This is a genomic window from Rhodococcus sp. MPR-R1B (assembly GCF_058793255.1).
Map to the genome: position 1 here is coordinate 116044 of NZ_JBXAFO010000003.1, position 26851 is coordinate 142894.

Sequence of the window (26851 nt, forward strand, 5' to 3'; positions counted from 1 at the left end):
ACATCAGGTCCATGTTCTGGATCACACGACGAGCTTAGCGTCTCTCCGAAAGAACTGATCGCGTCATGCAATAGGAGCTGAGCCCAGATGCCCGACAGCAGCACCGAAACAGCCGAAGCCGCCAGCGTTCATTCGACGCTCAAGACAGGCTTGAAGAAGCGCCACCTGACCATGCTTTCCATGGGTGGTGTCATCGGCGCCGGTTTCTTCGTCGGGCTGAGCGGAATCATCAACCAGGCCGGCCCCGGCGCAGTCATCACTTGCGCGATCTGCGGCATCATCGTGTTCCTGGTGATGCGCATGCTCGGTGAAATGGCCGTCGCCAAGCCGTGTACGGGATCATTCACCGAGTACGCGCGAATGGCGTTGGGCGACTGGGCGGGTTTCACCACGGGCTGGCTCTACTGGTATTTCTGGGTGATCGTCGTCGGCATCGAATCCGTCGTCGGAGCTACCCTGCTCTCCCGGTGGATCCATGGTGTACCGCTCTGGCTCATGTCAGCAGCACTCCTGTTGGTGATGACCGGGGTCAACCTTCTCTCCGTCAGCAACTTCGGTGAGGCCGAATACTGGTTTGCAGGTATCAAGGTCGCCGTCATCATCGGCTTCATCGTGCTCGGCAGTCTGTTCGTCTTCGGCATCTGGCCCGGCAGTGAAGTCGATTTCAGTAATCTGACCGGCCACGGAGGATTTCTGCCGAACGGCTTCACCCCCGTGCTGGTGGGCGTTGTCGCCGTGATCTTCTCCATGACCGGAGCCGAGCTGGTCACAATCGCCGCAGCGGAATCCGCCGAACCGGCCGGAGCGATCAGACGAGCCACGAACACCGTCGTCTTCCGCATTCTCGCGTTCTTCGTTGTCGCCACTTTCCTCCTCGTGACGATGCTGCCGTGGGATTCGTTCGTCGTCGGCGATTCTCCGTTCATCTCCGCACTCGACCTGCTCGGAATTCCCGGCGCCGCCGACATTCTCAATCTCGTGGTTCTGGTCGCTGTGCTGTCCTGCCTCAACTCCGGCCTGTACACGGCGTCACGGATGCTCTTCGCGCTCTCCGTCTACAACGACGCGCCGGCATGGATGACACGGACCAACAGTCGCGGCGTGCCCGTGAAGGGCGTACTCGCCTGCACCGTGGCCGGGTATTTCTGTATCGCGGCCGGTTACATCTGGCCAGACACGATCTTCCTGTTCCTCGTGAATTCGTCCGGCGCAATCTGTTTGTTCGTTTACATCCTGATCTGTGTATCCGAACTACGCCTCCGACGCCGATGGGAACGCGAAAGCCCCGAGATTCTGAAATTCCGTGTCTGGTTGTATCCCGGCCTACCGATAGTGGTCACCGGCCTGATTCTCGTGATCCTGGTGGGAATGGGTCTCAACGAACCGACGCGCGCGGAGTTCGTCCAAAGCCTGGTCGCACTGGGAGTCATCCTCGTCGCTTACAGCGTGAGAAGGTCTCGTACGCGAAAAGTCGTATCGTTTGCGACCGCCTCGAACAACGCACACAGCAGTTCGAAGAAGGCTTGAAACAAGCATCGAGTAAGCGCTCGACTCGATAAGAGAACCTCTGCCCCGAAAAAAATCGAACCGGTGGAACCGGTCGAACACAGATTTTCTCTTTACCTGAATTCAAGGCAAAATGGACAGCATGCCGAGCCCTGCCATCGCCTCCGAAGGGCACAGTTCTTGGCAAACACTTCACGAATGGTTCAACGAACCACACGACTACGAGTGGATAAAGCACCAGAGATCCGGCCGAGCAATCATTCCGATCTTCCGAACCTTGCTCGGAATGATGACGATCATCTTCGGACTCTCCGCGTTCTACAAATTGATCGGCCCGGATACGCCGCCGACCACTCCCGGCAAAGCTCTTTCGATTTTCATGATCTGCACGTGTGTGGGAATCGCCGCATGCTGGTTCACACAACCATTTCCCGGACGCCGGGGGTTGCTTGCATTCGGGATATTCGCAGATCTCGGGATCGCGGCCGCAGTCCTTCTGGTGCCGGATCGCTCGTCCGGGACCTTCGGTTGCATCGTCTTCGCGGTCACCGGAACCTTTGCGACGCTCTTTGTCAGCGCAAGGTGGCTTGTCGCTCATGTCGTTTGGTCGACGACCATCACGACTGCCGTTTTTGTTCTTGCCTATCTAGAAGGCGACGTCGATATCACGACGCTTCTGGCCCGTGGCACCGTTCTTTTCGGAGCTGTCACACTCGTTCCCATTTTTGCGCACCTGACCTGGCGCACTCTCTACCGCGATGCCCAGTATTCGGACCGCGATCCCCTCACTGGCCTGTTCAACCGTCGGGGACTGGAGGGGGCAGTCGGCGATCTCTTCGAGAGCACCCGAGACGATTCTTCGTCTCTCGCTTTCGTCGTCGTCGATATCGACAAATTCAAGACGGTGAATGATCTTCACGGTCATGCCGAAGGCGATCATGTCATCAGAAGAACCGCGAACCGATTGAGCACACATCTCGGCGAACACGGAATCATCGCTCGTACGGGCGGAGAAGAATATCTGGCTGTCATTGCCGGTGATCCCGAATCGACAATCCTGTTGATCGAAGGGATAAACGCGGCACTGTCGGATTGTTCCGACGCGATCCCCACAACGGTGAGCGTCGGAGCTGTGATGATGACCGCCGAATCGAAGGCGTGGAGCGGCGGTGCTTCCGCAATCCTGGCGGCGACAAATGTCGCGGATTCGATGATGTATCAAGCGAAAGCGGCAGGCGGTAATACGATCCGCTCGGCTCAGATCTGATTCACAGCCACGTAAGTGGGTGGACGCTGCGCCCGGTTTCCGTGTCCGTGGCGGCAAGATACACATCGACCCGCTCAGCGGTCAGAGCCTTGCTGATGTGATAGCCCTGGACCAGGTCACACCCGACCCACTGAACGCGGCGGAACTGCTCGATGGTCTCGACGCCCTCGGCCAACGATTTCATACCGAGGGCCGCGGCCAATTCGACAATGGACTTCACCACGGACATCTTCGGATCGTCCGAGTCGGTGACCAGCATGCGATCGATCTTGAGAACGTCGATTGGAAGTCTCTGGAGCGTGGCGAAGGAAGAATAGCCGGTCCCGAAATCGTCGAGTGCGACGGTAACCCCGAGCTCACGCAGCTTGTAGAGATCCCGGATCGCGCGATCGTCCACAACACCTGTCTCGGTGATTTCGAGCTGCAGCAGATGCGGAGCCAAGCCCGAATCCGTCAGAGCTTTCTTCACCATCGCACCGAACTCTCGCGACACCAACTGCACTGGTGAAACGTTGACCGAGACGCCGATTCCGGTCGGCCAACCCGCAGCAGCCGCGGTCGCCATCGCCATTGCCTGCGCACCGAGGGGAATGATCATTCCGGTTTCCTCCGCCACCGAGATGAACTGGCTGGGCCCGATGAGGCCGCGGCTGGGATGGTTCCACCGTAGAAGAGCCTCGAAGGCCACCACTTCACCGGTCTGAGTATCGACTTGAGGCTGATAGTGGAGATCGAACTGCCCTTCCTCGATCCCTCTGTCCAGCTCGTGGAGCGCAGTCGCCCGCGCCGATGCCCTCGCCCGCAGCAGCGGCGAGAACTTGCCTACTCGATTGCGCCCCGTCGACTTCGCTTCGTACAGAGCCAGATCCGCCAGCATCACCAATCCGTCGGCGTCTGTTGAATCCTCGGGCGCGCTGGAGTAACCGATCGTGGCCCGCACTTCTATTCGATTGCCTTCGACGAAGAATGGTTCGTGCAGCACTTCCAGGTACCGATCGAAGATCACCCCGGGATCGTCGCGCGACGACGTGCAGACGATCAGCCCGAATTCGTCGCCGCCCATCCGCGAGCACATGTCCGAACCTACGACCTTGCGCAGGCGTTTCGTGACTTCGAGAAGTAATTGGTCCCCGATCGGATGTCCAAGGGTGTCGTTGACCGATTTGAAATTGTCGAGGTCGAGAATCCCGACGAGAACCTGCTTCTCCGGCGCCCGAGAATTGATCGCTTGCTCGAGCGCCACACCGAACGCACGACGGTTCGGCAACCCGGTCAACGAGTCGGTGGCCGCAAGCCGAAGGATCTCCTGCTCGTGGACATACCTCTCCGTGATGTCGGAACCGACACCGCGCCAACCCAGAATCACGCCGGATTCGAGGACCCGCGGATTACCGGAAAGAGACCACCAGCGCCGCCTACCGTCGACATGCACCGGCACGACGGTGTCCCGGAAGGGGGCACTCGATTCGAGTTTGTCGATCATCTGGGCCGCGGCCGCACGCCCCTCCGGACTCGACGCGATCTGGAGTCTGGTGAGGAGTTGCCCGAAGGTGAGTTGCTGCAACTCGTCCACCGTCATACCTGCGACCTCGGCGAGACGTGCCGATGTGTGTGAGAACCGGCCGTTGGTGTCGCACTCCCACAGCCAGTCGCGGGAACCGCCCTCGAAACCGTCGAGCAACAACGCCACCGTCTGACGCTCGGATTCCGCCTGAAACTCTGCGAGACAACGTCTCTGGAACGAGGCCGACAGATAGACCGCCCCTACGGTGAGCGCAAACATGTAGATGCACAACTGAATCGCAAGTACGCGAAAGTGGGGTTCGGCGTGGACAATGAGAACAGTGAAGACGCCGAGGCCGTGAATGTAGATCCAGGTCAGGCTCACCGATCTCAGACTGGAGAACGTCACGGTCCCGGCGCCCATGATTCCTGCCATCGTCGCGATCAGAACCAAGTCGCGGGAGACGTCCATGTCGTGAAAGAGCAGGGCAAAAAGTGCGACGTCTAGGGTCGCGACAACGATCACTTCGACGAGCAGACCCACGTAGTCGTAGCGCGGTGTGTGCTTCGACGGTCGCCAGCGAAGCGGTATCCATACTCGAATCGAATTCGCGAGGACAAGAAAGATGAGGGCGCCGCCCAACCACCTGAGCGTCTGACGTCCAGGCGGGACGGTGTAGGTCAGAATCACGACCAAACTCGCCATGTACGCAAGATTGGCGAACGGCGCGACGGCCGCAGCCTCGTCGATCTGACGGCGAAACAGGCTGTTGCAGTCGGTCTCCGAAGCAGGATCTTGCCGACTCAATCGACTCAATCGACTCAGACGGTTCATCAGTGAGGCATCCCGACACCAGCGCAGGCGCCATCAGCGGGCGTCGAATCCGCTCGCCTGGCCATCCGAACCTCCCCTGGCTCCCCACCGAACCCTTATCCGGTGAAACGTCAGTGTTTCAGACTCGCTGCTTGTTTCCTTCACAACGGTAGCCATCTGACGAATCGATTGTGCGCAGATCACTATATCCAGAGGTCGTTCCGTCGATCGTCCAGGTCGATCCGCGATTGCTGATTCTTAGCTCGAACCACGTTTGTCGCCGACCGCGACGCGGGGGATTCGAGCGGTCGGGAACAACGCGGCGATTGCGAGCAGCGCTGCCACGGCAAAAGCGACACGCAACGCGTCCAGCCTGGCTTCTTCGTTCACGTCCACGATCGCATCCGCCGTGGACTCGGCGACGCCGGCGTCATTGAGAGCGGATCGGAGTTGCGTCGTCGACAGGAACGGCACCCCCGAGGCCATGTCGGTGCTCGCTTGCTGCTGCACCGATGTCGGAACCGCCGGATTGTCTTCGATTCCGGCGATCGCCGACGTCGTGAGAGTGGCAATGAGAACCGATCCGATCAGGGCAGTCCCCAAGGATGCGCCGAGGTTGGTGGCGGTGTTCTGCAACCCGCCGACCTCGGTACTGCGCTCGTCCGGGACCGAGGACACCGTGACGGCTCCGAGCTGCGAAGACAGGCACCCCAAGCCGAAACCCATGAACAGCATGGGAATCATCACGATCGCCGCATTGGCGCCCGGGTCCATGCCTGCCACGAGCATCAGAATGCCGACGACCATGACCAACAATCCGACTCGGACCACGCGTCGCGGGTTCGCGGTAGGCCGTAGCTTCGGAATACCGATCGCCGCCACGACGAGCGCCGCCGACAACGGCAGGATGCGAATTCCGGTCTCGAGAGCGCTGAGCTCCAGAACTACGGACAAGAACAAAGGAACCGCGAAGAACACGCCCGCCTGCACCAGAAACTGCGCGAAGAACATCGACAGCCCGCCACTGAGTTCGCGGTTTCGCAGCATCGCCGGATCGAGCAGAGGCTCCTTCCCCGCAGCGGCCAGGCGACCCTCCCATCGCAGGAATCCGTAAACGACAAGGAGCCCGACGATCAGCAGCCACACCACCGGAGACAACCCCACCAGTTGCGGCCCGCCAGGTTTGGCCTGTACCCAACCCCACTCGCTCGAACGCAGAACACCGAAGACGATCATTCCCAGTCCCACCACGGACAGGATCGAACCGAAGTAGTCGAGGCGCGACTTCGACGGTGGGACGTCGACCACCTTGCTGAGCACCAGCAAGATCAGGACAACGATCACGACTTCGCCGACGAACACGTAACGCCACGACGCAAATGTCGTCGCCGCGCCGCCGATCAGCGGCCCCACTGCCACGGCTATCGCGCCTGCTGCAGCGACGAGGCCGTAGGCCGCCGGACGCTTCTCCGCCGCGAAGTTGGTGGCGACGAGCGCAACGATCGCGGGCATGATGAGCGCCGCGCCGACGCCTTCGAGGAACGACCACCCGATCAACAGGACCACGAGATTCGGAGCGAGCGCAGTCGTCAGAGACCCAGCGCCGTAGATGACCAAGCCGAGTGCGAAGGCTCGGCGACGGCCCATCATCGAACCGACTTTGCTACCCGTGATCATCAGAGTCGCCATGACCAGGGTGTACAGCGTGATCGCGGTTTGAATGCCGGTGATACTCGTGCCGACGTCCTCGGCGACGGTCGCCATCGAAACATTCATGACCGAGCTGTCCAGGGTCATCAGGAACTGGCTGCTCGCCAACACCGTGAGAACCAGCCCCGAACCCGCCTGCGTAGTCGAACCAGCAACCTGTCCGTCACCCATCGTGCGGGTGTACCCGGTGCTCAGGTCTTCGAAGCAGACCGGTCAGTGCTGTTTGAGGCTGTTCGAGGCTGTTTGAGTCAGTGCCGTTCGAGTCAGCGCTGTTCGAGTCTGCACTGTTCGAGTGCGAGTTGATCCGCCCAGGCCGACACGTCGCCGCGTTCCAGAGCGACCGCGAGCAGTTCCGGAAACTTGTCCGGCGTGCACGCAAACGCGGGAATCCCGAGGGCACCCAGCGCCGCTGCATTGTCGTGATCGAACGATGGAGCGCCGTCGTCCGAGAGCGCCAGCAGAACCACAACCTGAACGCCGGCATTCTTCATGGCCGCCATGCGCCGCAGCATCTCGTTCCGAATACCGCCCTCGTAGAGGTCCGAGATCAGAACAAACATCGACTCGGCAGGACGCGAGATCAGCGACTGGCTGTACGCGATTGCGCGGTTGATGTCCGTGCCCCCACCAAGTTGGGTCCCGAACAGGACGTCGACGGGGTCGGACAGTTTGTCCGTCAGATCGACGACGGCGGTGTCGAAAACCACGAGCGAAGTCTTCAGCGCTTGCATCGACGCCAACACCGCGCCGAACACGGACGCGTAGACGACGCTGGAGGCCATCGAACCCGATTGGTCGATCGCCAGGACCACGTCGCGCTGCACAGATTTCGACTTGCGGCCGTATCCGACGAGCCGCTCGGGGACGACGGTTCGATACTCCGGCAGGTAGTGCGACAGATTTGCTCGGATGGTTCGGTCCCAGTCGATGTCACGCAACTTCGGATTCGACGTTCTGGCCGAACGATTGAGTGCCCCGGTCACCGCGGCCTTCGTTTTCTGCGCGATTCGCTCTTCGACTTCCCGAACCACCTTCCCGACGACCATTCGCGCAGTGGCCTTGCTGGCCTCCGGCATGACCTGGTTGAGGCTCAGCAGCGTCCCGACCAGATGTACATCGGGCTCGACGGCATCGAGCAGTTCCGGTTCGAGCAGCAACTGCGCCAAACCCAGTCGGTCGATTGCGTCCTTCTGCATCACCTGCACCACCGTGCTGGGAAAGTACGTTCGGATATCGCCGAGCCATCTGGCGACGGACGGCGCCGACGCCCCCAATCCGGCGGAGCGGCGGCGCCCCTTGGTCGGGCCGGACGAGTCGTAGAGCGCTGCGAGAGCTGCATCCATTCGACGCTCGCCCGGTTGGCCCAGCCCTCCCGTCGATTCTTCGGCGGATTCCCCGAGCATCAATCTCCAGCGCCGAAGGCGCTGATCGTCGTCGCTCATACGCGCGCTCCCAGTATCTCGGCAACAACCGCCATTGCCGCTCGGCCGCGTCGAGTATCGGTCTCCACTGTCGTCTCGACGCGTCGTCCACCTCTGACCGCCTGACCGATCGCTCGACGCTCCCCTGCCTCGAAGGCTCCGAACGTGCGTCGAAGCAACGGAAGCGTGTCGATGAAGTCCTGCTCACGAAGTTGGCGGACCCACGTGTCGATCAGCGTGAGCAACGCTCGATCGTGAACTAGCACAAGCCCTCCGCCGCCGAGAAACCCGTCGACCCACCCGGCTTTGGCGGTCGGCGCGCTGCCCACGGACAGGGCCCGAGACAAGCGCTGGGCTGCAGCGGTTTCCGTGATCGAACCGCTGTCGCGCAGTAGCCGCACCATCCGTCCGACGAGTAAACCGTTGACGTCGTCACGGTCGATCACGCCGGCCATCGCCTGCAGCCACCGTGCGCTCGCATCGCGATCGTCACGGACCATGACTGCCGAGTGAACCTTGTCGAGGTGATCGCGAAACTCCTCGGCGCTGGGATCGTCCAGTCCGGTGACGGCGACTGCGAGGCCGGTGCAGATCCGGATCAACAAACTGTCGGCGACGTCGATCAACGCCGTCACATCGGTTCCGCGCACATCGCCGTATCGCAGCGTTCGGGTCAGCGCCGGTAGCGCAGCCATCAGATGTGACACGTCATGGTCTAGTGCCGCAACCGTTTTCACACTCTCCAAAACCGCAGACAAAGCTGCCGGGAGGTTTGCGAGCAGTGAGCTCTCCAGTAGTCCGATCAGTGACGCGAGAGTGATGTCCGGCTCGTTGATCTTCGAGACGACACGTGATGCCGCCGCTGCGGCCACCGTCGTACCCCACAGCGACGCCTCGATCACCGAGACCGAGAATTCGGGCTTCCATTGCAGCGCCCAAGTCTCTCGGAAAGTTCCGGTGGAACGGACCTCACTGTCGGCCGGGGTTCCCCAATCGATCTCGAGGATCCCCAGTCGGTGCAGGAACTGGGAACGCTCGACGTCGATATCGCGTCGCAGGTCCAGATCGAGATTCTTGGCTCCCGCTTGTTGTTTGAGCCGCAAAGTCTTCGAACGTGCTCGCAGGTCTGCTTCGAGCGGAACCGTCGGAGTTTCTTCGGGCACCGTGCCCAGGGCTTCGCCCACAACGAGTCTTCGTGTGATCAGATCCAGAAGAACGTCGTTTCCGTCGCACATTACCGACCTCGTAGCCTCGGTAACTTCCGACAATCCGGCCAGCGGGCGAGAACGCAGTGCAGCCAACGTATCTGCCAATCGGACAGCTTCGATGACGTGAGCACTCGAGATCGGAAGGTCCTCGTCCCTGAGCACCCTCGCAACTTTGGTGAGCCACCGCGTGATCGTCTTGTCGTTCGCGGTGAACAGATGGTGATACCAGCCCGGCGAGGTAATTCCGGCTCCGTAACCCGATGCCGACGCCAGGCGTGAATGTGTCCAGGGAACCCAGGTCAGCGAGGTCTTGACCTTGGACATCCCCTTGAGAATGCGGGCGTCGGGTGCCGCAGGCCCCAGGGCTCCGACCAACGCCGGCGCGTGCCAGGCACCGCAGACGACCGCTACCCGCTCGGCGCCATCCTTCAACGTCTTTCGCAGCACCTGCCGCATATATGCTTCGCGATGCGCTGTCTCCTCGTCGATCGGCACCGTCTCACGCAGCGCCTCCATCGCCTCGGTGATCGCATCGAAAGAATCTGCGCCCGAACTTGATTCGATCACCGAATCCCACCAGCGTTCGGTGTCGTCGAAACCCGCGGCCGCGGCCAGTTCAGACAGAGGATCGCCCTCGCGGACAGTACGAATCCCCTGATCCGCCAACACGTTGAACGCAGGCAGATCGCAGAACCTTGCCTGCACACCGTTCTTCGCAGCCCACTGCAGCGCTTGCCATTCGGGTGAGAACACCGCAAACGGCCAGAATGCCGCCTTCGACGGTTCGCCAGTGGCGTACGCGAGCAACGCAATCGGCGGTTCCATCGACTCCGATGCCGCCAGCATCACCAACGGGTCTGCATCCGAAGGACCTTCGATCAGGACCACGTCGGGGGAAAACTCGTCCAGGCCCTGCCGAACCGAACGAGCAGATCCCGGGCCGTGGTGACGGATACCGAAGACCCGGACACGCAGGTCCGGAATCACGATGGTCACCCGGTGACCTCGCGGCACGCCCGGTAGAAGTCGGACCACTCGCCGCGTTCACGCACTACTGCCTCGAGGTACTCGTTCCACACAACCTTGTCTGCGACCGGATCCTTGATCACCGAACCCAGGATTCCGGCAGCGACGTCGGATGCCCGCAGTACGCCGTCCCCGAAATGCGCAGACAACGCCAAACCGTTGGTGACCACCGAGATCGCCTCCGCCGTCGACAGAGTTCCGGACGGGGACTTCAACTTGGTGCGGCCGTCGGTGGTCGTGCCTGATCGCAGTTCCCGGAACACGGTGACGACCCGGCGAATTTCCTCGGCTGCTGCGGGGGTTGTCGGCAATTCCAGTGCTGCGCCCAACTGTTCGACTCGGCGTGCCACGATAGCCACCTCGTCCTCCTCGCTGGCCGGCAACGGGAGAACAACTGTGTTGAACCGTCGACGCAGTGCGGACGACAGATCGTTGACACCGCGATCGCGATCGTTGGCGGTAGCGATCAGATTGAAGCCCTTGGCTGCCTGCACCTCGATGCCCAGTTCCGGCACCGGCAACGTCTTCTCGGAGAGAATGGTGATGAGGGCGTCCTGCACGTCGGCCGGAATACGCGTCAACTCTTCGACGCGGGCGATCTTCCCGGTTTCCATCGCGGTCATCACAGGTGACGGCACCAGCGCACCGGCGGTCGGCCCCTCCGAGAGAAGGCGTGCGTAGTTCCAGCCGTAGCGGATAGCTTCCTCGGGCGTACCCGACGTGCCTTGAACCAGGAGCGTCGACGCACCCGAGATTGCAGCCGAAAGGTGTTCGGAGACCCAGGTCTTGGCTGTACCCGGCACGCCCAACAGCAGTAGCGCCCGGTCGGTGGCAAGAGTTGCGACGGCCACTTCCATCAACCGCCGTGGACCGACGTACTTCGGTGAAATGACCGTTCCGTCGTCGAGAGTGCCACCCAACAGATACGTCACCACGGCCCAGGGCGACAAGTTCCACGACGGTGGACGCGGGCGGGTGTCCTGCGCGGCCAGTGCTTCGAGTTCGAGTGCGTACTCCTGCTCTGCGTGGGGCCGCATCAGCTTTGCCGGTTCTGTGGTGGGCACGGTTGCGCTGTCAGTCATGTGAGCTCCTCGAGCAGGGTCTTGCGGTGGGTGATGGCGCTGGCAGTTCTGGCGAAGGTCTGCCGCCAGTCCGGGTCACGTGCACGTTCCGCAGCCCGATCGAGCAAAGTTACTGCGCTGTAGGGAAATCGACTCTCGGCTAGGCGTAGCGATGCGCTGTATTTGTAGCGCGAGAATTCGCCGGCCTTGGCGCCCCCATCGGCACGTCTGGCCGCAACTCGTTCCCACTGGGCCACGACTGCCCGGGTGATGTCATCTGGCCATGGACCTCGCAGAGCGTCGTAGATCGCTGCCCTGCCCGGGTGCAGAACGTTGGCGTCGCCGTTTCCAGACCTCAACAGGTCAGCCAACGCCTTGGCCGACACCAACGGGAGTAGGCGTCGATCGGTGGCCGTGCCGCGCGTGCGAAAGAGTTCCAGCGCCCATTCCGCATTGTTCTGCGCGACTGCAGCGGTGGACCAAGCGTCGTGAAGGATCGGCTCCCAGCCTTCGTCAACGCTCATCCCCATGACCTTGCCGGGTTCACCGATCATGTTGTTCCACAAAGACAACGGTGCAGAACTGATCGCCTGACGCACGTACTCGGCACGATAGTCGGTGTGTGGATTCGGCCGATCTTCGATGCCGTCTCGCCTTGACGCCGCATCGACTTCCTCAGGCGGCAGGATGACCAACGTGGATCGAAGCAGTTTCCGCTCCACCCGCGCCCATTTCTGAACCCGCGCAGCCATTCGCTCCCCGAACTCCGATTCGGGAATACGTCCGAGCACCTCCGCTGCTGCGCGTCGCACGTCCTTGCGACGGTCGTCGAGGGCTTCCTCCAACAATGGTTGATCGTCGGCGCTCGATCCGATTGCCAGAGTCGAGACAAATGCAGTCTTCTGTTCGCCCCGCTCGGTGCCCCACGATTTTCTGAGTTCGGCCAGTGCCAGCGCGGGATCTGTTCGGCGAGTGTCTATCAGCCACTGCGTGCGCTGGGACGAACTTCCGTGACGCCAGACATCCGGATTTGCATCCCTGGTTCGGACGAGCTTGCTCCACTCGGGGTTTTGCGCGGCTAGCCATCGGCCACGCTCGCCGACGATCTGCAGGATGCTCTCCCGGTGAGCTTCGCTCGCACGTGCAAAGGAAAGCAACTCGGCGACCAGATGATCAGGCGCACGGTAGTTGCGCTCCAACGCGACTGCGAACCACTCGTCGAGCAAGGTCGCTTTGGCCGCGAGCATCGACAGCAGGTGCGCCGATGAGGATTCCGGCAGCGTGAATCGCACATCGTCTGGAGCAGGTGTCGGCACCGCCGCCGTGGTGGAGCCCGCACCGCCACGGCGGTACGCCCTCTCCAACGCTGCTGCTGCGAGAAGCATCTCGGCAGGATCGCCGTCGAGTTCGCGGGCATGGCCTCGCACTTCGGCCGGCAGCTCCTCGAATGTTGTCGAGGTTCTGGCAGTCCCGAGAAGAGCAACCGAGATCAATGTGCTCACAGCACGATCACCTGCCCTCCCGTGAAAACCGAGATCGGAGTAAGAGCCAGCGCATTCCACGTTCCGCAGACCGTGACCGGGTACCCGCCGGAAATACCGAGCAACTTCCACAGAAGATCCGAATCACCTTCTGCCCGAAGCGCTGTGCCAGATTCGTCGACGAGAAACCAGGAACCGTCGACGAACGACGGGACCACCGAACTGATCACTGCCGGCCATGAGCGCAACCAGGGATCTGCGGCGAGGGCATCGGTAAACTGCTGCAACGCAGCGTCGATGCTTCCGAACGGCATGGTTGTGAAGGGCTCCGGTTCACCGTGCGTTGCCCCCATCCGCGCCCGCAATGCCGCGGCACCGGGATAGAAATGAACATCGGCATTGAGCAGAAACCCGACTGGCGGCGTTTCGGTGGCAAAGTTGGGTGACCCGTGGGAGAAGTCGAGCAGCATGGCCCACCGTTTCGAATTCCTGCCGAGCATCCACACGGTTCGGGTGAACAGTCGCTTCTCCTCGGTGATCCCGGAACCGAGAATCATCCAGTTCTCTTTCACCGGAATCGATTCCATCACACTCTCGGTTGAGACGGGATAGCCGACGTGCGCTTTCACCGAATAGGCAAGATCTTCCGGCAACTCGGACAGCTTCTGATGCGCAGCGACCAGCAGGTGCAACCGAGCCAACTCGTCGAGGACCTTCTCGGGCCAGTTCTCCGTAGACGCAACGATTCCCGCCAATGCTCGAAGCGTGCCTGCAATACCGGGCGCCTGAGCATCCACCATTCGAGCGGCTACCGCGTCGAAGCCCGCCCAGGACGTGTCCATCGCCGCCAGACCGCCCCGGATCTGATCGGTGATCCACAGGTCCAATTCGACGAGCCCGCTCGCAACGCGGTCGGCGCGCTTCTGCGCTGTCGCCGGGTCGGGAGACTTCTTGGGCGCCTCGTCGCCGCTTTCGCCGGTGTTCTCGGTCTTCTCCTCGCGGCGCGACAACCACTCTGCCGCGAAGTCGGCGGGCTCGTCCGCCGTCGGCACACGCCCTTCCGACCATTCCACCAGCAGCCCCAGAGCATGTTTGCACGGAAACTTTCGACTGGGGCACGAGCACTTGTATGCAGGGCCCCGCAGGTCGACCACTGCTTGATACGGCTTCGAGCCGCTGCCCTGACACAGCCCCCAGAGCGCGAGACCGCTACTGCCGGCATGGCTCCACGAACCAGCCAACTTACGCGCAGCGGCCAGCGATGCGGCGTCGGGAGCTACCGACGCCACCTGCCCAGCTGTCCACGGCGAAGTCACTCGACCACAGTATGACAACCCGCTGACATCGCAGAGTCAGGCCGATTCTTTAGTAAATCAGCTCTTGACTCGAACGCATGTTCGAGTATTGTTTGGGGAGGGATCGGGGGATTCAATGAGTGTTCTGTTGTCGGATGTGGTCTCGGGTTCTGCGGTGGGGTTGCGCGGACGACTGTGGCGGTTGACTGCTGCGGAGTTACGTACCGCTGCTATCGAGGCGAGTGCGGAGATTCTTCGTCTCGAGGCTGTTCGTGTGGCAGTGGTCGACGAGTTGTCGATGCGTCCCGATGATCAGGTGATCGCCAGCCGCGGGGTCGGTTCGTGGTTGGCGGCAAACACGATGCTGCAGGTTCGGGACGGGAAGAAGATCGCCGCCCTGGGTGCAGCGCTACGGCCGTTTCCCGCGGTGGCTGCCCGGTTCGATGTCGGGGACTGCTCCTTCGATCATGCGGTGTTGATCGTGGCGTTCTGCGAGTCACCACCGAAGGGGATGCCGGAGGAGGCGCTCCCTCGCTGTATCGATTTGTTGTTGGCTGCCGCGTCCGGAGTCGAGGCCACGACCACGAAAGTACGGAACGTCATCGCGACCTTGGAGCGCATTTTCGAATCCGATGAGATTCCACCCGCCGAAGATATCGACCGCAACGAGCTCCGCATCGCGTCGACATTGAACGGCCGGGTGGTGGTGCGCGGCGATTTCGATGCCCTCACCGGGGAAATGCTGCTGTCGGCGTTGTCGAATCTGACGATGCCCACCCCGGCACCCGATGGAACCCCCGATACCCGGTCGGCAGCGAAGCGGACCGCGGACGGGTTCACCGAACTGATCCGCCGGTATTTGGACTGCGCCAAAACCGGTGTCGATGGTGGCCAGCGTCCGCACGTGAACGTGCACATCAACGCCCGCGATCTCGCGGAGCATCGGGACTGCGCCGCCGCACCCTTGCCCGATGGTGTTGCTGTGGCTGTGTCGGATCTCGATGTCGGGCACATGCCGTGGCTCGGACCACTGTCCGTGTCGCAGACCAGACTCCTCGGCTGCGACTGTTTCCTGTCCACCGTACTGCTCGACGACCACGGGGCGCCGCTCGATGCGAAACCCGGAAAGCGATTAGTGTCCGCCGAACAGCGAGTGGCGTTGATCGCCCGAGACAAAGGCTGCGCGTTCCCCGGCTGCACATGTGTACCGGCCTGGACCGACGCGCACCACATCCGGCACTGGGCCAACGGCGGCCCGACGGTGATGAACAACCTTGTCCTACTGTGCCGTTCACATCATCGATTGATGCACCGAAAAACTGGATTCGTCGGGAAATGGGAAATCCGCATCGGCGTCGACAACAAACCCTGGTTCATCCCACCACCCTCGATCGACCCCGGCCAGCACCCACGGCCCGCGAACACCACCTTCAAAACCTGAGAAGAACCTCAGGCACAACAGAACACGGCCAGGCTCCGCATCGGACATCAAACCCCGATACGGAGCCCACAGGCCGTGTCGCGTCCATGACTCACGAGGTTTTAGCGGGGCGCAGAACCGATCTACCCAACAACTCACAAACCTGCAGAGCCAGAGCGAGATCCAACTTGTCTCGGCCGGCAGCGACTGGATCCCCGAGCGCCTTGTTGATGCGATACTTCACGGTATTCCGGTGCAGATTCATGTGATTGGCAGTGTGCAGATGGCTTTCTCCGTGGGCGAAGTACACACTCAACGTCGTCCGCAAGGATGCAGCAGAAGGCGTATCGTCCGCCAACGGGCCTAGCACCTCCCAGACCCATGACTTCGTAGAATCGATGTTCTCGGACAGAAGTGAAACAACAGCGACGCCGCGGTCCCCGAAGCTCACCACCGGCCGTTGCGGCGTATCCGGCACGGCAGCAACCGAATAGGCGGCGGTTGCCTGTTCGTGAGATCGCTTGAAACCTTCGACCCCTGACCCTGGCAGTCCGATTGCCACCCGCGCTCCGCCGTCCAACGGCACTGCCGCCGCGAGAACCTCCGGATCCGGCGCAGGCACCCGGCGACCGAACGGCAGCCACGCCCACACCGTGCGTCGATCGATGGCGGTGATGATCGGCGGCTTGTCCGCTCCCGCCGCTGCGCCGAGATCACGTACGAGTCGATCGAGCGTGTTGATGCCCATGACGTCCGCATCCCACGTCGACCAAACCACCAGGGCGACGTGGTTCTGACCGAGGCGGTATCCGGTCTCAGCTTCGAATGCAGCGGTATCTGCGTTGGTGCCGGACAGGAGGGCGTGGATCGCGGCCGAATGGAGGTTTCCCTGCGCTGCCATCCATCGACTGCGTTCCCGCTCGTACGCGTCGAAGACGTAGAGCGTGATCCAGTCGATGTAGCTGTAGACCACATCCGAAGTGTGTTTCAGGACAGCCAAAGTGAGTCGCGCCGGAATATCCAGTGTGCTGATCTCGTCGTGACAGATCCGCATCAGATCGCCTTGGCCCATGTGGTAGGCCCGAACGAGAGAGTTGGACGGAACGTCCCGCTGCGCCAGACGCAGAGCGTATTCCACTGCGGCAGTGGTCGGTTGGAGATGATCGATCGGAATGTCGTTGGCCAATACGTGGATGATCGTCGTGATGTTTCCCTGCACGCTGGCCTCGAGCATTTCGAGCAATTTGGCGTCTGCATCCAATTGGTCGATTTCGTGAGCCATCATGAAGGCCATCTCACGCGCGATGTCGGCACTGCGCTCGTCGAGTCGTCGGGCCAACTCGGCAACCACCGCAAGCACTTCCGGCTCCGCGGCTGCAGGCACTCGGGCGAGGCGCCGCATCGCGCCGGCGCCTCGCTCCTTGTGCGATGGACTACTCACAGAACTTCCGCACCCTTTCGTCGCAGGTACTTCAGAGCCGATTCGGCCGCGTTGTACCCGCACATTCCATGTGCTCCGGCACCCGGCGGGGTCGAGGCCGAGCACAGGTAAGTGCCCGCGATCCCCGTGCTGTACGGATCGACTGCGACGCGCGGACGCAAGACAACCTGCAGTTCGGTGTTGGCACCTCCGATGATGTCGCCGCCTACCTGATTCGGATTGTCTTGTGCCAGGTCAGCTGTACCACTGCTCGATGTCGCGACGATCTGATCCCGGAATCCTGGCGCAAACCTCTCGATCTGACGAATGATCGCCTCTGTAGCGTCGCCGGCATATCCGTGTGGCACGTGCGCATAGGCGTACAGCGGATGAACGTTCCCGGCGGATCGGGTGGAATCAGCCAGGTATTGCTGACCGAGGAGCACGAACGGCCGGTCCGGCATGCGGCCTGAATTCGTCTCACGCTCAGCGGCCACGATTTCGTCGAAACCACCTGCCAGATGGACAGTTCCGGCCCGAGCGCAATCCGGATTGGTCCACGGCACATGACCTTCGATCGCAAAATCGACCTTGAACGCTCCGGGAGCCTGCTTGAACTTTCGATAGGCTCTCGCCACTCGGCCCGGGAGTCGATCGCCCAGGATTTCGAGCGCACCCCCCGGATTGACATCCAGCAGAACAACATCGGCGTCCGGAATCTCGGAGGCCGTGCGAACCCGAATGCCGGTGTCGATCTTGCCGCCGTGATCGAGGAGCATCGCGGCCATGGCGTCGGTGATCGAACGCGAACCTCCCTCGGCAACCGGCCAACCGTAGCGGTGACCAGCAGCAGTGATCATCAATCCCACCGCCGAGGTGGCCGGACGGTTGAGTGGATAGAAGGCGTGCGCGGCAACCCCGCCGAACAGCGCCTTCCCTTTGTCGGTCTTCCACAACTTCGCGGTCACGGTTGCCGGAAGCAGCGCTCGCGGACCGAAAGCTGCGAGCCGAAGCGGATGGCGCGGAACATTGACGATCGGGCGCATCAGGTCGGACGCCAATGCATCGAATCCCGTCGACAAGTCACCGAACATGCGTTGCCATCGAGGTCCGTCCGCGCCGAGTCCCGCCGCCGTCTGCTCCAGCGAGCGGTACAGAACACCGGCGTCCCCGTTGTCGAGCGGATGCGCGCAGTCCACCTCTGCCCATCTCCAGATCAGCCCGTATCGCTCGAGGTCCAACTTTGACAGGTACGGCGAGCCGATACCCATTGGGTGAAACGCCGAGCAGTGATCGTGAATCAACCCCGGTACGTCGATCGGACCGGAGCGGGTGCCTCCGCCGATCTGGTCGGCAGCCTCGAGCACCCGCACGTCCACACCGCTACGTGCGAGGTGTACCGCGGCAGCGAGCCCATTGGGCCCGCTGCCGACGACTACGGCCTTTGTCACTTACTCACCTCTTGCTCGCTACCGCTGACCCTCGTACGCATCTTCGGTTCGGAGACCACCTGCGGATCTGTTGCCGCGCGGTCGGCCCGTACGTCCAGTGTCCACTGAACGTCGAACGGAATGGGCCCGTTCGGTAACCACGGCTGTTCGGCAACTGCGTCGGCGACCTTGAAAGTACCCCGTTCGATGACGCCGAGAGCGGCGTCGATCACCTGGTACTCCTGCGTTCCCTTGTGGATGGGCTGCGATTCGATCCAGGTCACCAGGAACTCGCCGGGCGCGAAATTGCAGCGACGCTGAATGGCGGCAATCAACTTCGCGTCGTGCAGGTGCCCGTCACCGAAGTTGAAGGCGACGATGGAGTTGCACATGAACTCGGCTTCCCGCAGCGAGTACGTGTTGATGTCGTCGCCGAGGTGCCTGATCATCAGTGAGAACAGTGCACGCCCCTGGCTGTGCATGGAACGCCAACCCAACAGCTGATGCAGAACGACATCGGACACATCTTCGGGGTACATCGTCATCAACTGATTACGCGTATCCGGCGACGGACGCTTGATGTACTGGTCGATCTTCGCTTCGGCGCCCGGCGCGAATGCCCACGTCGCAGATGCCCAGTTGCCGGCGTACTGACGCATCGACGGCAGGAACGACACCAGATCGGGTCGAAGGTTTCCGAGAATGGGGAAGAAGGCAAGGGCTGCAATAATTCCCGCTGTGATCCAGGGTGAAGACATGGCGCCGAGGCCGTAGCCGTCCCACGCCGGAAAGCCCAGGAACAGGAAGACCGAGGCGTAAGCGAACAGAAGATTCCATTCCAGCGGAACGGCCAGCGGGAAGGTCGACGCGATGAAGAGATGGAATCCGACCATGAGGATCACAGCGAGGATGGTGAGTGTCTTGTTCGTCGAGAACAGCAGTATCAGCGGGGTGACGATCTCGACCATCGTTCCGGCCACGTGTGCGACCCCGCCGCCGAGGTGCGAGGGCCGCAGATCCTCCGGGAAATTCCGGTAGTGCGCACGCTTGATCTTCTTCGACGGGATCCACGGCGTATTGCTGAGCATCGGGGGGACCACCAGCGAGAAGTGACGGCCGAACTTCGAGACACCGGCACCGATCCACACCATGACGATCAGCAGTTTGAGCGCCAGAATCATGTCGACGAAGGGCAGGAACGTGAAGAAGAAGATCGCCGGCAGGTACTGCTCACTACGGGCAGCGATGAAGGGCACCTTGTCCCGCAACCCGAGAATCACCATGAGCACGAGGAAGGAGTACAAGACCGTCGGGCGTACCAGTCCGGCATTGTCGGCGATTGCCGAATCGATTCCTGCGGTGTGAACGCCGGGAAGAACTACGGCAACAAGAAGATTGGCGACTACGGCGACGTAGATGACGACGTCGAACACCGTGCGGGTGTCACCCGAGGTGAGCGGCACCTTGCCCGGCCACGGTGGAAGGCGAATCGTGCCGGGGCGGATCCAGTAGAGAACTCCACCGGTCATCGGTTTGAAGTGGCCGGCCAATGGACCCCAAGACCCTGCCAGGCCCAGGATTTCGAGCATCATGGTCCAGATGATGAGTTTCTGGTAGACGATCGGCTGGTTCCACCATGATCCGATGTCGAACCACGAGAGGCCGGAAGTCAAAGTGGCAACGGCTGTTCCAGCTGCCAGGTAGAGGAACAACAGTTTCATGATGTAGACGGTGTGGACCATCTTCGGTGTACCGAAGCCGTAATCCACCCAGTGCGTGGACATGTCACGCAGACGCTCGAGAAACGGCTTGTCCATGAAGGTTGCCGGATCGACGGGAGGGAAGTTTCCTTCTTTGAATCCCATGATGTGCTCCTGAAATACGGAATGTGGGCATGACGGATCGACTCGACGCACGTCGTCGAGTTGTGCTGGTATTACGGGGAAGGGACTAGTGAGCGGGAGTTGCGCTCAAAGCTCGTCTCATTCCGGGTTTGTCGATCTTGCCCACCGGGTTTCGGGGAAGCGTATCGACGACGTAGATCGCCACTGGCACCTTTACTCGGGTGAGCAAGGCCGTGACATGTTCGAGCAGTTCGCCTTCGGTGACGGGCGCGTCGGGGTAGGCAACGACATAGGCAACTGGCACCTCTCCGTAGACCTGGTGCGGAGCGCCGATGACGGCGGCCTCGAGCACGGAAGGATGTGTGGCGAGCGAATTTTCGATCTCCTTGGGGTAGATGTTCTCGCCCCCACGGATGATCATGTCCTTGATGCGATCGACCAGGGTCAGGTAGCCGTCTTCGTCGAGGACCCCGACGTCGCCGGTATGCAACCAACCATCCTTGACGGTCTTCGCGGTCTCCTCCGGCTTGCCCAGATAGCCACGCATCACGTTGCCGCCCTTGATGACCACCTCTCCGGCAGTTCCGACGGGAGCAAAGGTTCCGTCCTCGGCAAGAATGGCAATCTGCTGGCCGGGCAACGCCGGGCCGACCGTACCGAGCTTGCGCAGGCCCTCCACAGGATTACAGGCCGACGCACAGGTCCCCTCGGTGAGTCCGTAACCCTCCACGATCACGAAACCGAAACGCTGCTCCGCGCGTTCGAGGAGTTCCTTGCTGATCGGCGCCGCACCGCACACGGCAAATCTCAAAGATGACGTATTGATCGAGGCGTCTTCCGGCTGCGAGGTCAGCATCGCGTAGATTGCCGGCACCGCCGAGAAATACGTGGGGCGAAGCCGCGCAACGTCGTCGAAGAATCTCGAAACCGAGAACTTCCCGGTGACACTCACCTGTCCGCCGACAAGCAAGGGCGTCAGGACGCTGACGCAGATCGCGTTGACATGGAACAACGGCAGAATCAGCAGGCAGTGATCCGCGCCGGTAACACCGATGTTCTTGCCCATCGACGAAGCCATGAACTGCAGGTTGGAATGCGTGAGCATCACTCCCTTGGGCCGTCCAGTGGAGCCGCTGGTGTAGATGAGCAACGCCAGATCGTCTGCTGCAACATCGATTCCGGGTCGGGGATCGGTCGGCGGCACTGTCGCCAGATCGTCGACGACCAACACCGCACGGCCACCCGAGGGCGCATCGGCAGTAGCGGTGATGACCAACTCGGCCCCGGAGTCCGCGATCTGGTAATCCGCTTCGTTCGCGGTGAACATCGGATTGATGGGCGTAGCTGCAGCACCGATGCGCCAGGCAGCCATGATCGCGATCAGCAACTCGGCGCGATTGGGCAGCATGATCGCCACCACGTCACCGAGTCCGATTCCGAGTCCGGCCAATTGCGCGGCAACAGCTTCCGTACGCTCTGCGAACTCTTCATACGTGAGTTCGACGTGGTCGTCCCGCAGGCACGGCTTCTTCCCGTACTTCTCCGCAAGATCCCAAGCCAGATATCCGATGTCCGCCACGAGAGTCAGCACCTTTCATTCGTGTGTGACTCAAAACACTATCGGCGTCCTGCGGCCGAAGAAACGGTCTCAGGGGATCAACTTATCCAGGTTCTTTGTTCCCCGAGCACAACGCCGCAAGGGCGGCGAACATCAGATCGAGGGCTGATGCAACACCTCGTGAGCGCGTCGGGTCACCACTTCGGAGATCCGGCGCAAGACGGGTGACGACAGTTTCCACTGCTGCCAGTACAGCGGAACGTCATCCACGAAGTCCGGATCGAATCCGATCAGCACTCCGCCGCGATCGTCTTCGCCGCACTGCAGGTCCGGTATCAACCCCCACCCGTATCCCCGTCTGACGGCGTCCGCGAAGTCTGCCGATGACGGAACAAGATGGCGAGGCGGATCTGCCGGGTGGCCGACCTTTTGATCGAGGTACCGATCCTGCAGCAGATCCTTGCGATTGAACACCACCAGCGGTGCCTCCGAAAGGGATTCGGCCGTGACACCATCTGCGAACCAGCGACGGCAGAACTCTGCGCTCGCCATCGGCCGATACCGCATGATGCCCAACCGACTGGAGGTACACCCTTGAATCGGTGACGCAACCGACGTGACGGCAGCCATGACCGAACCGTCGCGCAGCAGTTCGGTGGTGTGGTCTTGATCGTCGAGATGAAAATCGAAACTGACTTCTTGCGTGAACTCCGCGAGGGCCCCGAGAACCCAAGTGGACAGCGAATCGGCATTGACCGCGATCGAGACGCGGGCGAAGGTGTTCGAACCGTTTTCCAAACCGAGTTCTCGCACGGTGTCACGCGACAGTGCGTCTATCTGACGGGCAAGACGCAGGACTTCTCTCCCGGAATCGGTGACCTGGATGGGTTTGGTGCGCTGCACCAGGATCCGGCCAACCGAGGTCTCGAGAGCTTTGATTCGTTGGCTGACCGCCGAAGGCGTGATGTGCAGCTTCCGCGCCGCCGCCTCGAAGGTTCCCTCGTCGACCGCGGCGTGCAATGCCCTCAGTTGCTCGAAATCCAACATAATCTGAAGCTACTCTGATGCGTCCTAAGAATCATTAGCTGGACTGAATGAAATCTGAGCGGCAGGCTCGACAACATGCTCAGCACCAACGACCCTGCGTCGGCCCTCGTCGGTTTCGGAGTCGGACTGTCATTGATCGTCGCAATCGGCGCCCAGAATGCGTTTGTTCTTCGCCAAGGTCTGACGCGATCGCACGTACTCCCGATCGTCGCAGTGTGCGCGTTGTCAGACGCAATTCTGATCCTTGCAGGCATCAGCGGAATCGGGACCCTCCTCGAACACGCACCGTCGCTGATCACGTTCGTTCGTATCGCCGGTGTGGTCTTCCTCCTCAGCTATGCAATCTTCGCCGCCAAGCGGGCGCTTCGACCCCAGACGCTGGCACCGGATCAGCACGGCAACGGTTCGAGGCTGACCGCCGTCACGATGGCATTGGCCCTCACCTGGCTCAATCCACACGTTTACCTCGACACCGTGGTGCTCATGGGTTCAATTGCCAACGGTCGCGGCGAAATCGGACGTTGGTGGTTTGCGGCCGGTGCCATCGCCGCGAGTGTGGTCTGGTTCAGCGCCCTCGGTTACGGCGCACGTCTGCTGACGCCGCTTTTTGCGAAACCCAACGCCTGGCGGATTCTCGACGCTCTGATCGCCGTGATGATGGCGGTTCTCGGAATCAGCCTGCTTGTCGAATTGTGACTCGGCTGCACAACCTCGATCCGGCACTGCGGGTATCGGGATGGGTTACCGTCCAAGGTGAGGAAGCTCAATTCACCTGTCGCGAGTTGTGACCATCAGGTAGGGCTGATCACGATGACCGAGGACGACGGCGGCACCGAACCGCGTGACTCCAACCGCGGACTGAGTTTGCTGTGCCTTCTCGCTGCGGTCGCCGGCGTCGGGGTCGGATTTGTCGGCGGCGCGTTCCGTTGGTGTCTGATCAGGGCCGACGAACTCCGTCGGACGATCGTGAACTGGGCGCATCACGTTCCGTACGTCGGGTGGCTCGTGCCGGTCGTCCTGGTGGCCTTGTGCACCGTACTGGCCGTACTGATCGTCAGACGAGTACCCCTCGCAAAGGGAAGCGGCATCCAGCACGTCGAGGCGGTGTCCCGCGGCGAAGCGAAGCCGCCGGGAATCAATCTCGTGCCTGCCAGATTCATCGGCGGCCTCTTGGCGATCGGCTCCGGTCTGGTTCTCGGCCGCGAGGGCCCCACCGTACACATGGGTGCGGCGATCGGGGCAGAAGCGGGACGGCGGGCCCGCCTTGCCGAACCGGACGTCGCCATGCTGCAAACATCCACGGCCGGAGCAGGACTCGCCGTCGCGTTCAACGCACCGATCGCCGGGGCACTGTTCGTCTGCGAGGAGGTGACGCACTCATTTCGGCTGCGCACCGTGCTGCCAACACTTTTCGGTGTTTCGGTCGCGGTGGGTTGTGCACGACTTGTCATCGGTGACCAACCCGATTTCGAGGTCGGCACCGTCCCGACGCCTCAACTCGCACTCTTGCCACTGTTTGTCGTCTTCGGAATCCTCACGGGGCTACTCGGTATCGCCTACAACCGCTTGATTCTGGGTCTACTCGACGCCGTTGCACGACTCGACAGGATCCCGCCGACTGTCATCGGCGCAACGATCGGCGCGGTCATCGGCCTGACGCTGTTCCTCGACCCTCTCGCTAGTGGGGGCGGCGACGTTCTTGCACAGATGATCGTCGGCGGAAGGACCTTCGTACTGCCGATCCTGCTGCTGTACTTGGCGGTTCGGTTCTTCACTGGCCCGCTCTCGTATGCCGCTGGAACTCCCGGCGGACTGTTCGCTCCCTTACTTGCACTCGGCGCACTCTGGGGGTCGATCTTCACCGGACTGTCGAGCTTCGTGCCCGGAGTGGACGCCGGGCTGACGGTCACCATGGCCACCATCGGCATGGCTGCCTTCTTCGGCGCTGTAGTGCGCGCACCGTTCACCGGCATCGTGATCGTGGTCGAGATGACAGCGGTGACGTCGACGCTAATTCCGATGGTCGCTGCCACTGCGGCAGCGGTATTCGTCGCCACCGCGGCAGGGTCGGCACCTATCTACGACAGTCTCCGAGAACGGATGTTGGAAACTAGACACCCACCTCTGCGATGATCACGATCGACATCGTGCCCGACCAATGCGTAGGCAGAGGAGCATTCATGACCCCACAAACCGACGTCGAGGAAGTCCTCGCCTTGGAGCGGGAACTGCAAACTGCCGAATGCAGGCGGGACAGCGCACGTGTACTGGCATTGCTTGCCGAAGACTTCATCGAGATAGGCGCGTCGGGTAGCGTCCGGGACCTACCGTCGACCGTTGAATCACTGCGAAACGAACCCATCGACGGCGACGGCATCGAAGTTCACAACTTGACCGGTCGAATCATCGACGACGGATACGTCCTGACACAGTGGGATTCAGTCCGTGGCGTGCGTCGAGCGCGGCGCACATCCCTGTGGCGCCGCGCCCCGGTCGGATGGCAACTGGTACACCATCAAGGCACCCCGCTCCACTGATTACGCACCGCAAAATCTGCGACAACTCTCTAGATCAAGGGCGTTCCGACGTAGTTCTCGGCGATCAGCGTTCGTCCGGCGACCGAACGCGTGACCATGTCCAACTCGGCCAGTTGACGGCGATGCCCGAAACCGCTGTCGTCTGGCAAGCGATGGAGCATCGACGACATCCACCACGAGAAGTGCTGCGTCCGCCACACACGCGGCAGCACCGTTTCGGTGTACCCGTCCAACATCTTTCGGTCGGACGAGGTGAAGAAACTGTCCATTGCCTTCGCCAGAGCGTAAACGTCGGCGATCGCGAGATTCATTCCCTTCGCACCGGTCGGCGGCACGGTGTGCGCCGCATCGCCGGCAAGAAACAGGTTGCCGTGCTGCATCGGTTCACAAACGAAGCTGCGGAACTGAAGGATCGATTTCTGAAAGATCCTGCCGTCCTTGATCTCTGCGCCCTCGCCGTCGACGCGCATGTGCAGCTCGTCCCAGATTCTATCGTCGGACCAGTTGTCCACGGAGTCGTCCGGATCGACCTGAAGATAATGACGCTGCACCTCGGGGGTCCGCGTGCTGATCAGTGCAAACCCACGCTCATGGTTGGCGTAGATCAATTCTTCCGATGACGGCGGAGCCTCGGCCAGGATGCCGAACCACGCGAAGGGATACTGGCGGAAATGATCCGTTCGGATCGACGGTTCGGGAATCAGCTTTCGTGTTTGCGTACGTGATCCGTCGCAACCGGCCACCAGGGCGCACTCGAGCTTCTGGTCGTTTCCGTCCGAGTCGACAAAAGTGATGCTCGGGCGATCCGATTCGTGATCGTGCACTTTCGCGTCGGACACTCCGAATCGAATGTCCCCGCCGTCAGCAAGACGTCGCGCGATCAGATCCTTGAGCACCTCGTGTTGCGGATACACCGTGACTGCGCGCCCGTCGGTCAGTTCGTCGAACGCGATTCGGTGCCCTCGCCCGCCGAATCGCAGCTCGATTCCGTGATGTTCGAGGCCCTCCCGCTTCAGTCGATCACCGAGTCCGGTCTCGACCATGAGATCAACCGTGTTCTGTTCGAGCACGCCGGCACGAATGGTGCCTTCTACCTCTTCACGGGTGCGACATTCCAGGACTACCGAATCGATTCCCTTCAGATGCAACAGATGCGAGAGCATCAACCCGGCGGGACCACCACCGACGATTCCGACCTGGGTGCGCGAAGAAGACATACAGAGAACTCCTGAGGTGAGTGACGATTGAGACCACCATCGACCACGATCACTCCCCTGAACAGCTGTAATTTCACTCAGTGAAA

The 26851-nt window shown here is 61.5% G+C and carries 19 protein-coding genes; 6 read left to right on the plus strand and 13 right to left on the minus strand.

Annotated elements, in window-relative coordinates; translation table 11 throughout:
• Positions 1-87: 87 nt before the first annotated feature.
• Together AC1Q61_RS05855 and AC1Q61_RS05860 are read left to right on the plus strand one after the other, a co-directional pair.
• A complete protein-coding gene (locus tag AC1Q61_RS05855; protein WP_019745774.1) occupies positions 88-1527 on the plus strand; it encodes an amino acid permease in 1440 nt (479 codons plus the stop codon).
• 121 nt (positions 1528-1648) lie between these two features.
• Positions 1649-2773 carry a GGDEF domain-containing protein gene (locus AC1Q61_RS05860; protein ID WP_492651156.1) on the plus strand — a complete coding sequence of 375 codons (1125 nt, stop codon included), beginning with the start codon at positions 1649-1651 and terminating at the stop codon, positions 2771-2773.
• A 1-nt stretch (position 2774) separates the two neighbouring features.
• Here AC1Q61_RS05860 and AC1Q61_RS05865 read toward each other — a convergent pair whose 3' ends face one another.
• The 7 genes from AC1Q61_RS05865 to AC1Q61_RS05895 all read right to left on the minus strand — a co-directional run bounded on the left by AC1Q61_RS05865 (position 2775) and on the right by AC1Q61_RS05895 (position 14313).
• Positions 2775-5111: a putative bifunctional diguanylate cyclase/phosphodiesterase gene (locus tag AC1Q61_RS05865; protein WP_492651157.1), complete on the minus strand. Its 2337-nt coding sequence runs from the start codon at positions 5109-5111 to the stop codon at positions 2775-2777.
• 237 nt (positions 5112-5348) lie between these two features.
• Positions 5349-6971: an MFS transporter gene (locus tag AC1Q61_RS05870; RefSeq protein WP_492651158.1), complete on the minus strand. Its 1623-nt coding sequence runs from the start codon at positions 6969-6971 to the stop codon at positions 5349-5351.
• A 92-nt stretch (positions 6972-7063) separates the two neighbouring features.
• Complete coding sequence (locus AC1Q61_RS05875; RefSeq protein ID WP_492651159.1) at positions 7064-8242, minus strand: VWA domain-containing protein; 1179 nt, start codon at positions 8240-8242, stop codon at positions 7064-7066.
• Positions 8239-10425, minus strand: a complete 2187-nt coding sequence (locus tag AC1Q61_RS05880; RefSeq protein ID WP_477846031.1) for a DUF5682 family protein — start codon at positions 10423-10425, stop codon at positions 8239-8241. The genes AC1Q61_RS05875 and AC1Q61_RS05880 overlap by 4 nt, the downstream gene beginning before the upstream one ends.
• A complete protein-coding gene (locus tag AC1Q61_RS05885; protein WP_020971138.1) occupies positions 10422-11537 on the minus strand; it encodes an ATP-binding protein in 1116 nt (371 codons plus the stop codon). The genes AC1Q61_RS05880 and AC1Q61_RS05885 overlap by 4 nt, the downstream gene beginning before the upstream one ends.
• The gene (locus AC1Q61_RS05890) at positions 11534-13018 is read right to left on the minus strand and encodes a DUF5691 domain-containing protein (protein ID WP_492651160.1); all 1485 of its coding nucleotides are present in this window, start codon (positions 13016-13018) and stop codon (positions 11534-11536) included. The genes AC1Q61_RS05885 and AC1Q61_RS05890 overlap by 4 nt, the downstream gene beginning before the upstream one ends.
• A complete protein-coding gene (locus AC1Q61_RS05895; RefSeq protein WP_060937816.1) occupies positions 13015-14313 on the minus strand; it encodes an SWIM zinc finger family protein in 1299 nt (432 codons plus the stop codon). Before AC1Q61_RS05895 ends, AC1Q61_RS05890 begins: the two co-directional genes overlap by 4 nt.
• A gap of 115 nt (positions 14314-14428) precedes the next feature.
• Between AC1Q61_RS05895 and AC1Q61_RS05900 the strand changes: the two genes are divergently transcribed.
• Positions 14429-15733, plus strand: coding sequence for an HNH endonuclease signature motif containing protein (locus AC1Q61_RS05900; RefSeq protein ID WP_492651161.1), 1305 nt, complete (start codon positions 14429-14431; stop codon positions 15731-15733).
• 91 nt (positions 15734-15824) lie between these two features.
• On the opposite strand, the gene AC1Q61_RS05905 is transcribed toward AC1Q61_RS05900, so the two are convergent.
• From AC1Q61_RS05905 to AC1Q61_RS05925, 5 genes are all read right to left on the minus strand, one after another.
• A complete protein-coding gene (locus AC1Q61_RS05905; protein WP_019745783.1) occupies positions 15825-17114 on the minus strand; it encodes a PucR family transcriptional regulator in 1290 nt (429 codons plus the stop codon).
• A 35-nt stretch (positions 17115-17149) separates the two neighbouring features.
• A complete protein-coding gene (locus AC1Q61_RS05910) occupies positions 17150-18583 on the minus strand; it encodes a phytoene desaturase family protein (protein WP_259118315.1) in 1434 nt (477 codons plus the stop codon).
• The gene (locus AC1Q61_RS05915; RefSeq protein ID WP_492651162.1) at positions 18580-20427 is read right to left on the minus strand and encodes a DUF3556 domain-containing protein; all 1848 of its coding nucleotides are present in this window, start codon (positions 20425-20427) and stop codon (positions 18580-18582) included. The genes AC1Q61_RS05910 and AC1Q61_RS05915 overlap by 4 nt, the downstream gene beginning before the upstream one ends.
• 85 nt (positions 20428-20512) lie before the next feature.
• Positions 20513-21985: a class I adenylate-forming enzyme family protein gene (locus AC1Q61_RS05920; protein ID WP_070796034.1), complete on the minus strand. Its 1473-nt coding sequence runs from the start codon at positions 21983-21985 to the stop codon at positions 20513-20515.
• A 132-nt stretch (positions 21986-22117) separates the two neighbouring features.
• The gene (locus tag AC1Q61_RS05925) at positions 22118-23011 is read right to left on the minus strand and encodes a LysR family transcriptional regulator ArgP (RefSeq protein WP_020909504.1); all 894 of its coding nucleotides are present in this window, start codon (positions 23009-23011) and stop codon (positions 22118-22120) included.
• A gap of 75 nt (positions 23012-23086) precedes the next feature.
• On the opposite strand from AC1Q61_RS05925, the gene AC1Q61_RS05930 reads away from it, so the two are divergent.
• The 3 genes from AC1Q61_RS05930 (at position 23087) to AC1Q61_RS05940 (ending at position 25548) form a co-directional block, all read left to right on the plus strand.
• Positions 23087-23707, plus strand: a complete 621-nt coding sequence (locus AC1Q61_RS05930; protein ID WP_492651163.1) for a LysE/ArgO family amino acid transporter — start codon at positions 23087-23089, stop codon at positions 23705-23707.
• Positions 23708-23821: 114 nt separating this feature from the next.
• Positions 23822-25144: a ClC family H(+)/Cl(-) exchange transporter gene (locus AC1Q61_RS05935; protein ID WP_492651164.1), complete on the plus strand. Its 1323-nt coding sequence runs from the start codon at positions 23822-23824 to the stop codon at positions 25142-25144.
• A 47-nt stretch (positions 25145-25191) separates the two neighbouring features.
• Complete coding sequence (locus AC1Q61_RS05940) at positions 25192-25548, plus strand: nuclear transport factor 2 family protein (RefSeq protein WP_492651165.1); 357 nt, start codon at positions 25192-25194, stop codon at positions 25546-25548.
• 29 nt (positions 25549-25577) lie between these two features.
• Here the strand turns inward: AC1Q61_RS05940 and AC1Q61_RS05945 are convergent, their stop codons facing one another.
• A complete protein-coding gene (locus AC1Q61_RS05945; RefSeq protein WP_020971147.1) occupies positions 25578-26765 on the minus strand; it encodes a 4-hydroxybenzoate 3-monooxygenase in 1188 nt (395 codons plus the stop codon).
• Positions 26766-26851 lie beyond the last annotated feature (86 nt).

Bases quoted from the DNA above. Each gene is read 5' to 3' on its own strand.
- AC1Q61_RS05945 (WP_020971147.1), bottom strand. From the start codon at position 26,765: ATGTCTTCTTCGCGCACCCAGGTCGGAATCGTCGGTGGTGGTCCCGCC.
- AC1Q61_RS05915 (WP_492651162.1), bottom strand. From the start codon at position 20,427: ATGGGATTCAAAGAAGGAAACTTCCCTCCCGTCGATCCGGCAACCTTC.
- AC1Q61_RS05885 (WP_020971138.1), bottom strand. From the start codon at position 11,537: ATGACTGACAGCGCAACCGTGCCCACCACAGAACCGGCAAAGCTGATG.
- AC1Q61_RS05900 (WP_492651161.1), top strand. From the start codon at position 14,429: ATGAGTGTTCTGTTGTCGGATGTGGTCTCGGGTTCTGCGGTGGGGTTG.
- AC1Q61_RS05935 (WP_492651164.1), top strand. From the start codon at position 23,822: ATGACCGAGGACGACGGCGGCACCGAACCGCGTGACTCCAACCGCGGA.
- AC1Q61_RS05940 (WP_492651165.1), top strand. From the start codon at position 25,192: ATGACCCCACAAACCGACGTCGAGGAAGTCCTCGCCTTGGAGCGGGAA.
- AC1Q61_RS05905 (WP_019745783.1), bottom strand. From the start codon at position 17,114: ATGCGGCGCCTCGCCCGAGTGCCTGCAGCCGCGGAGCCGGAAGTGCTT.
- AC1Q61_RS05860 (WP_492651156.1), top strand. From the start codon at position 1,649: ATGCCGAGCCCTGCCATCGCCTCCGAAGGGCACAGTTCTTGGCAAACA.
- AC1Q61_RS05855 (WP_019745774.1), top strand. From the start codon at position 88: ATGCCCGACAGCAGCACCGAAACAGCCGAAGCCGCCAGCGTTCATTCG.
- AC1Q61_RS05930 (WP_492651163.1), top strand. From the start codon at position 23,087: ATGCTCAGCACCAACGACCCTGCGTCGGCCCTCGTCGGTTTCGGAGTC.
- AC1Q61_RS05875 (WP_492651159.1), bottom strand. From the start codon at position 8,242: ATGAGCGACGACGATCAGCGCCTTCGGCGCTGGAGATTGATGCTCGGG.
- AC1Q61_RS05925 (WP_020909504.1), bottom strand. From the start codon at position 23,011: ATGTTGGATTTCGAGCAACTGAGGGCATTGCACGCCGCGGTCGACGAG.
- AC1Q61_RS05865 (WP_492651157.1), bottom strand. From the start codon at position 5,111: ATGAACCGTCTGAGTCGATTGAGTCGATTGAGTCGGCAAGATCCTGCT.
- AC1Q61_RS05870 (WP_492651158.1), bottom strand. From the start codon at position 6,971: ATGGGTGACGGACAGGTTGCTGGTTCGACTACGCAGGCGGGTTCGGGG.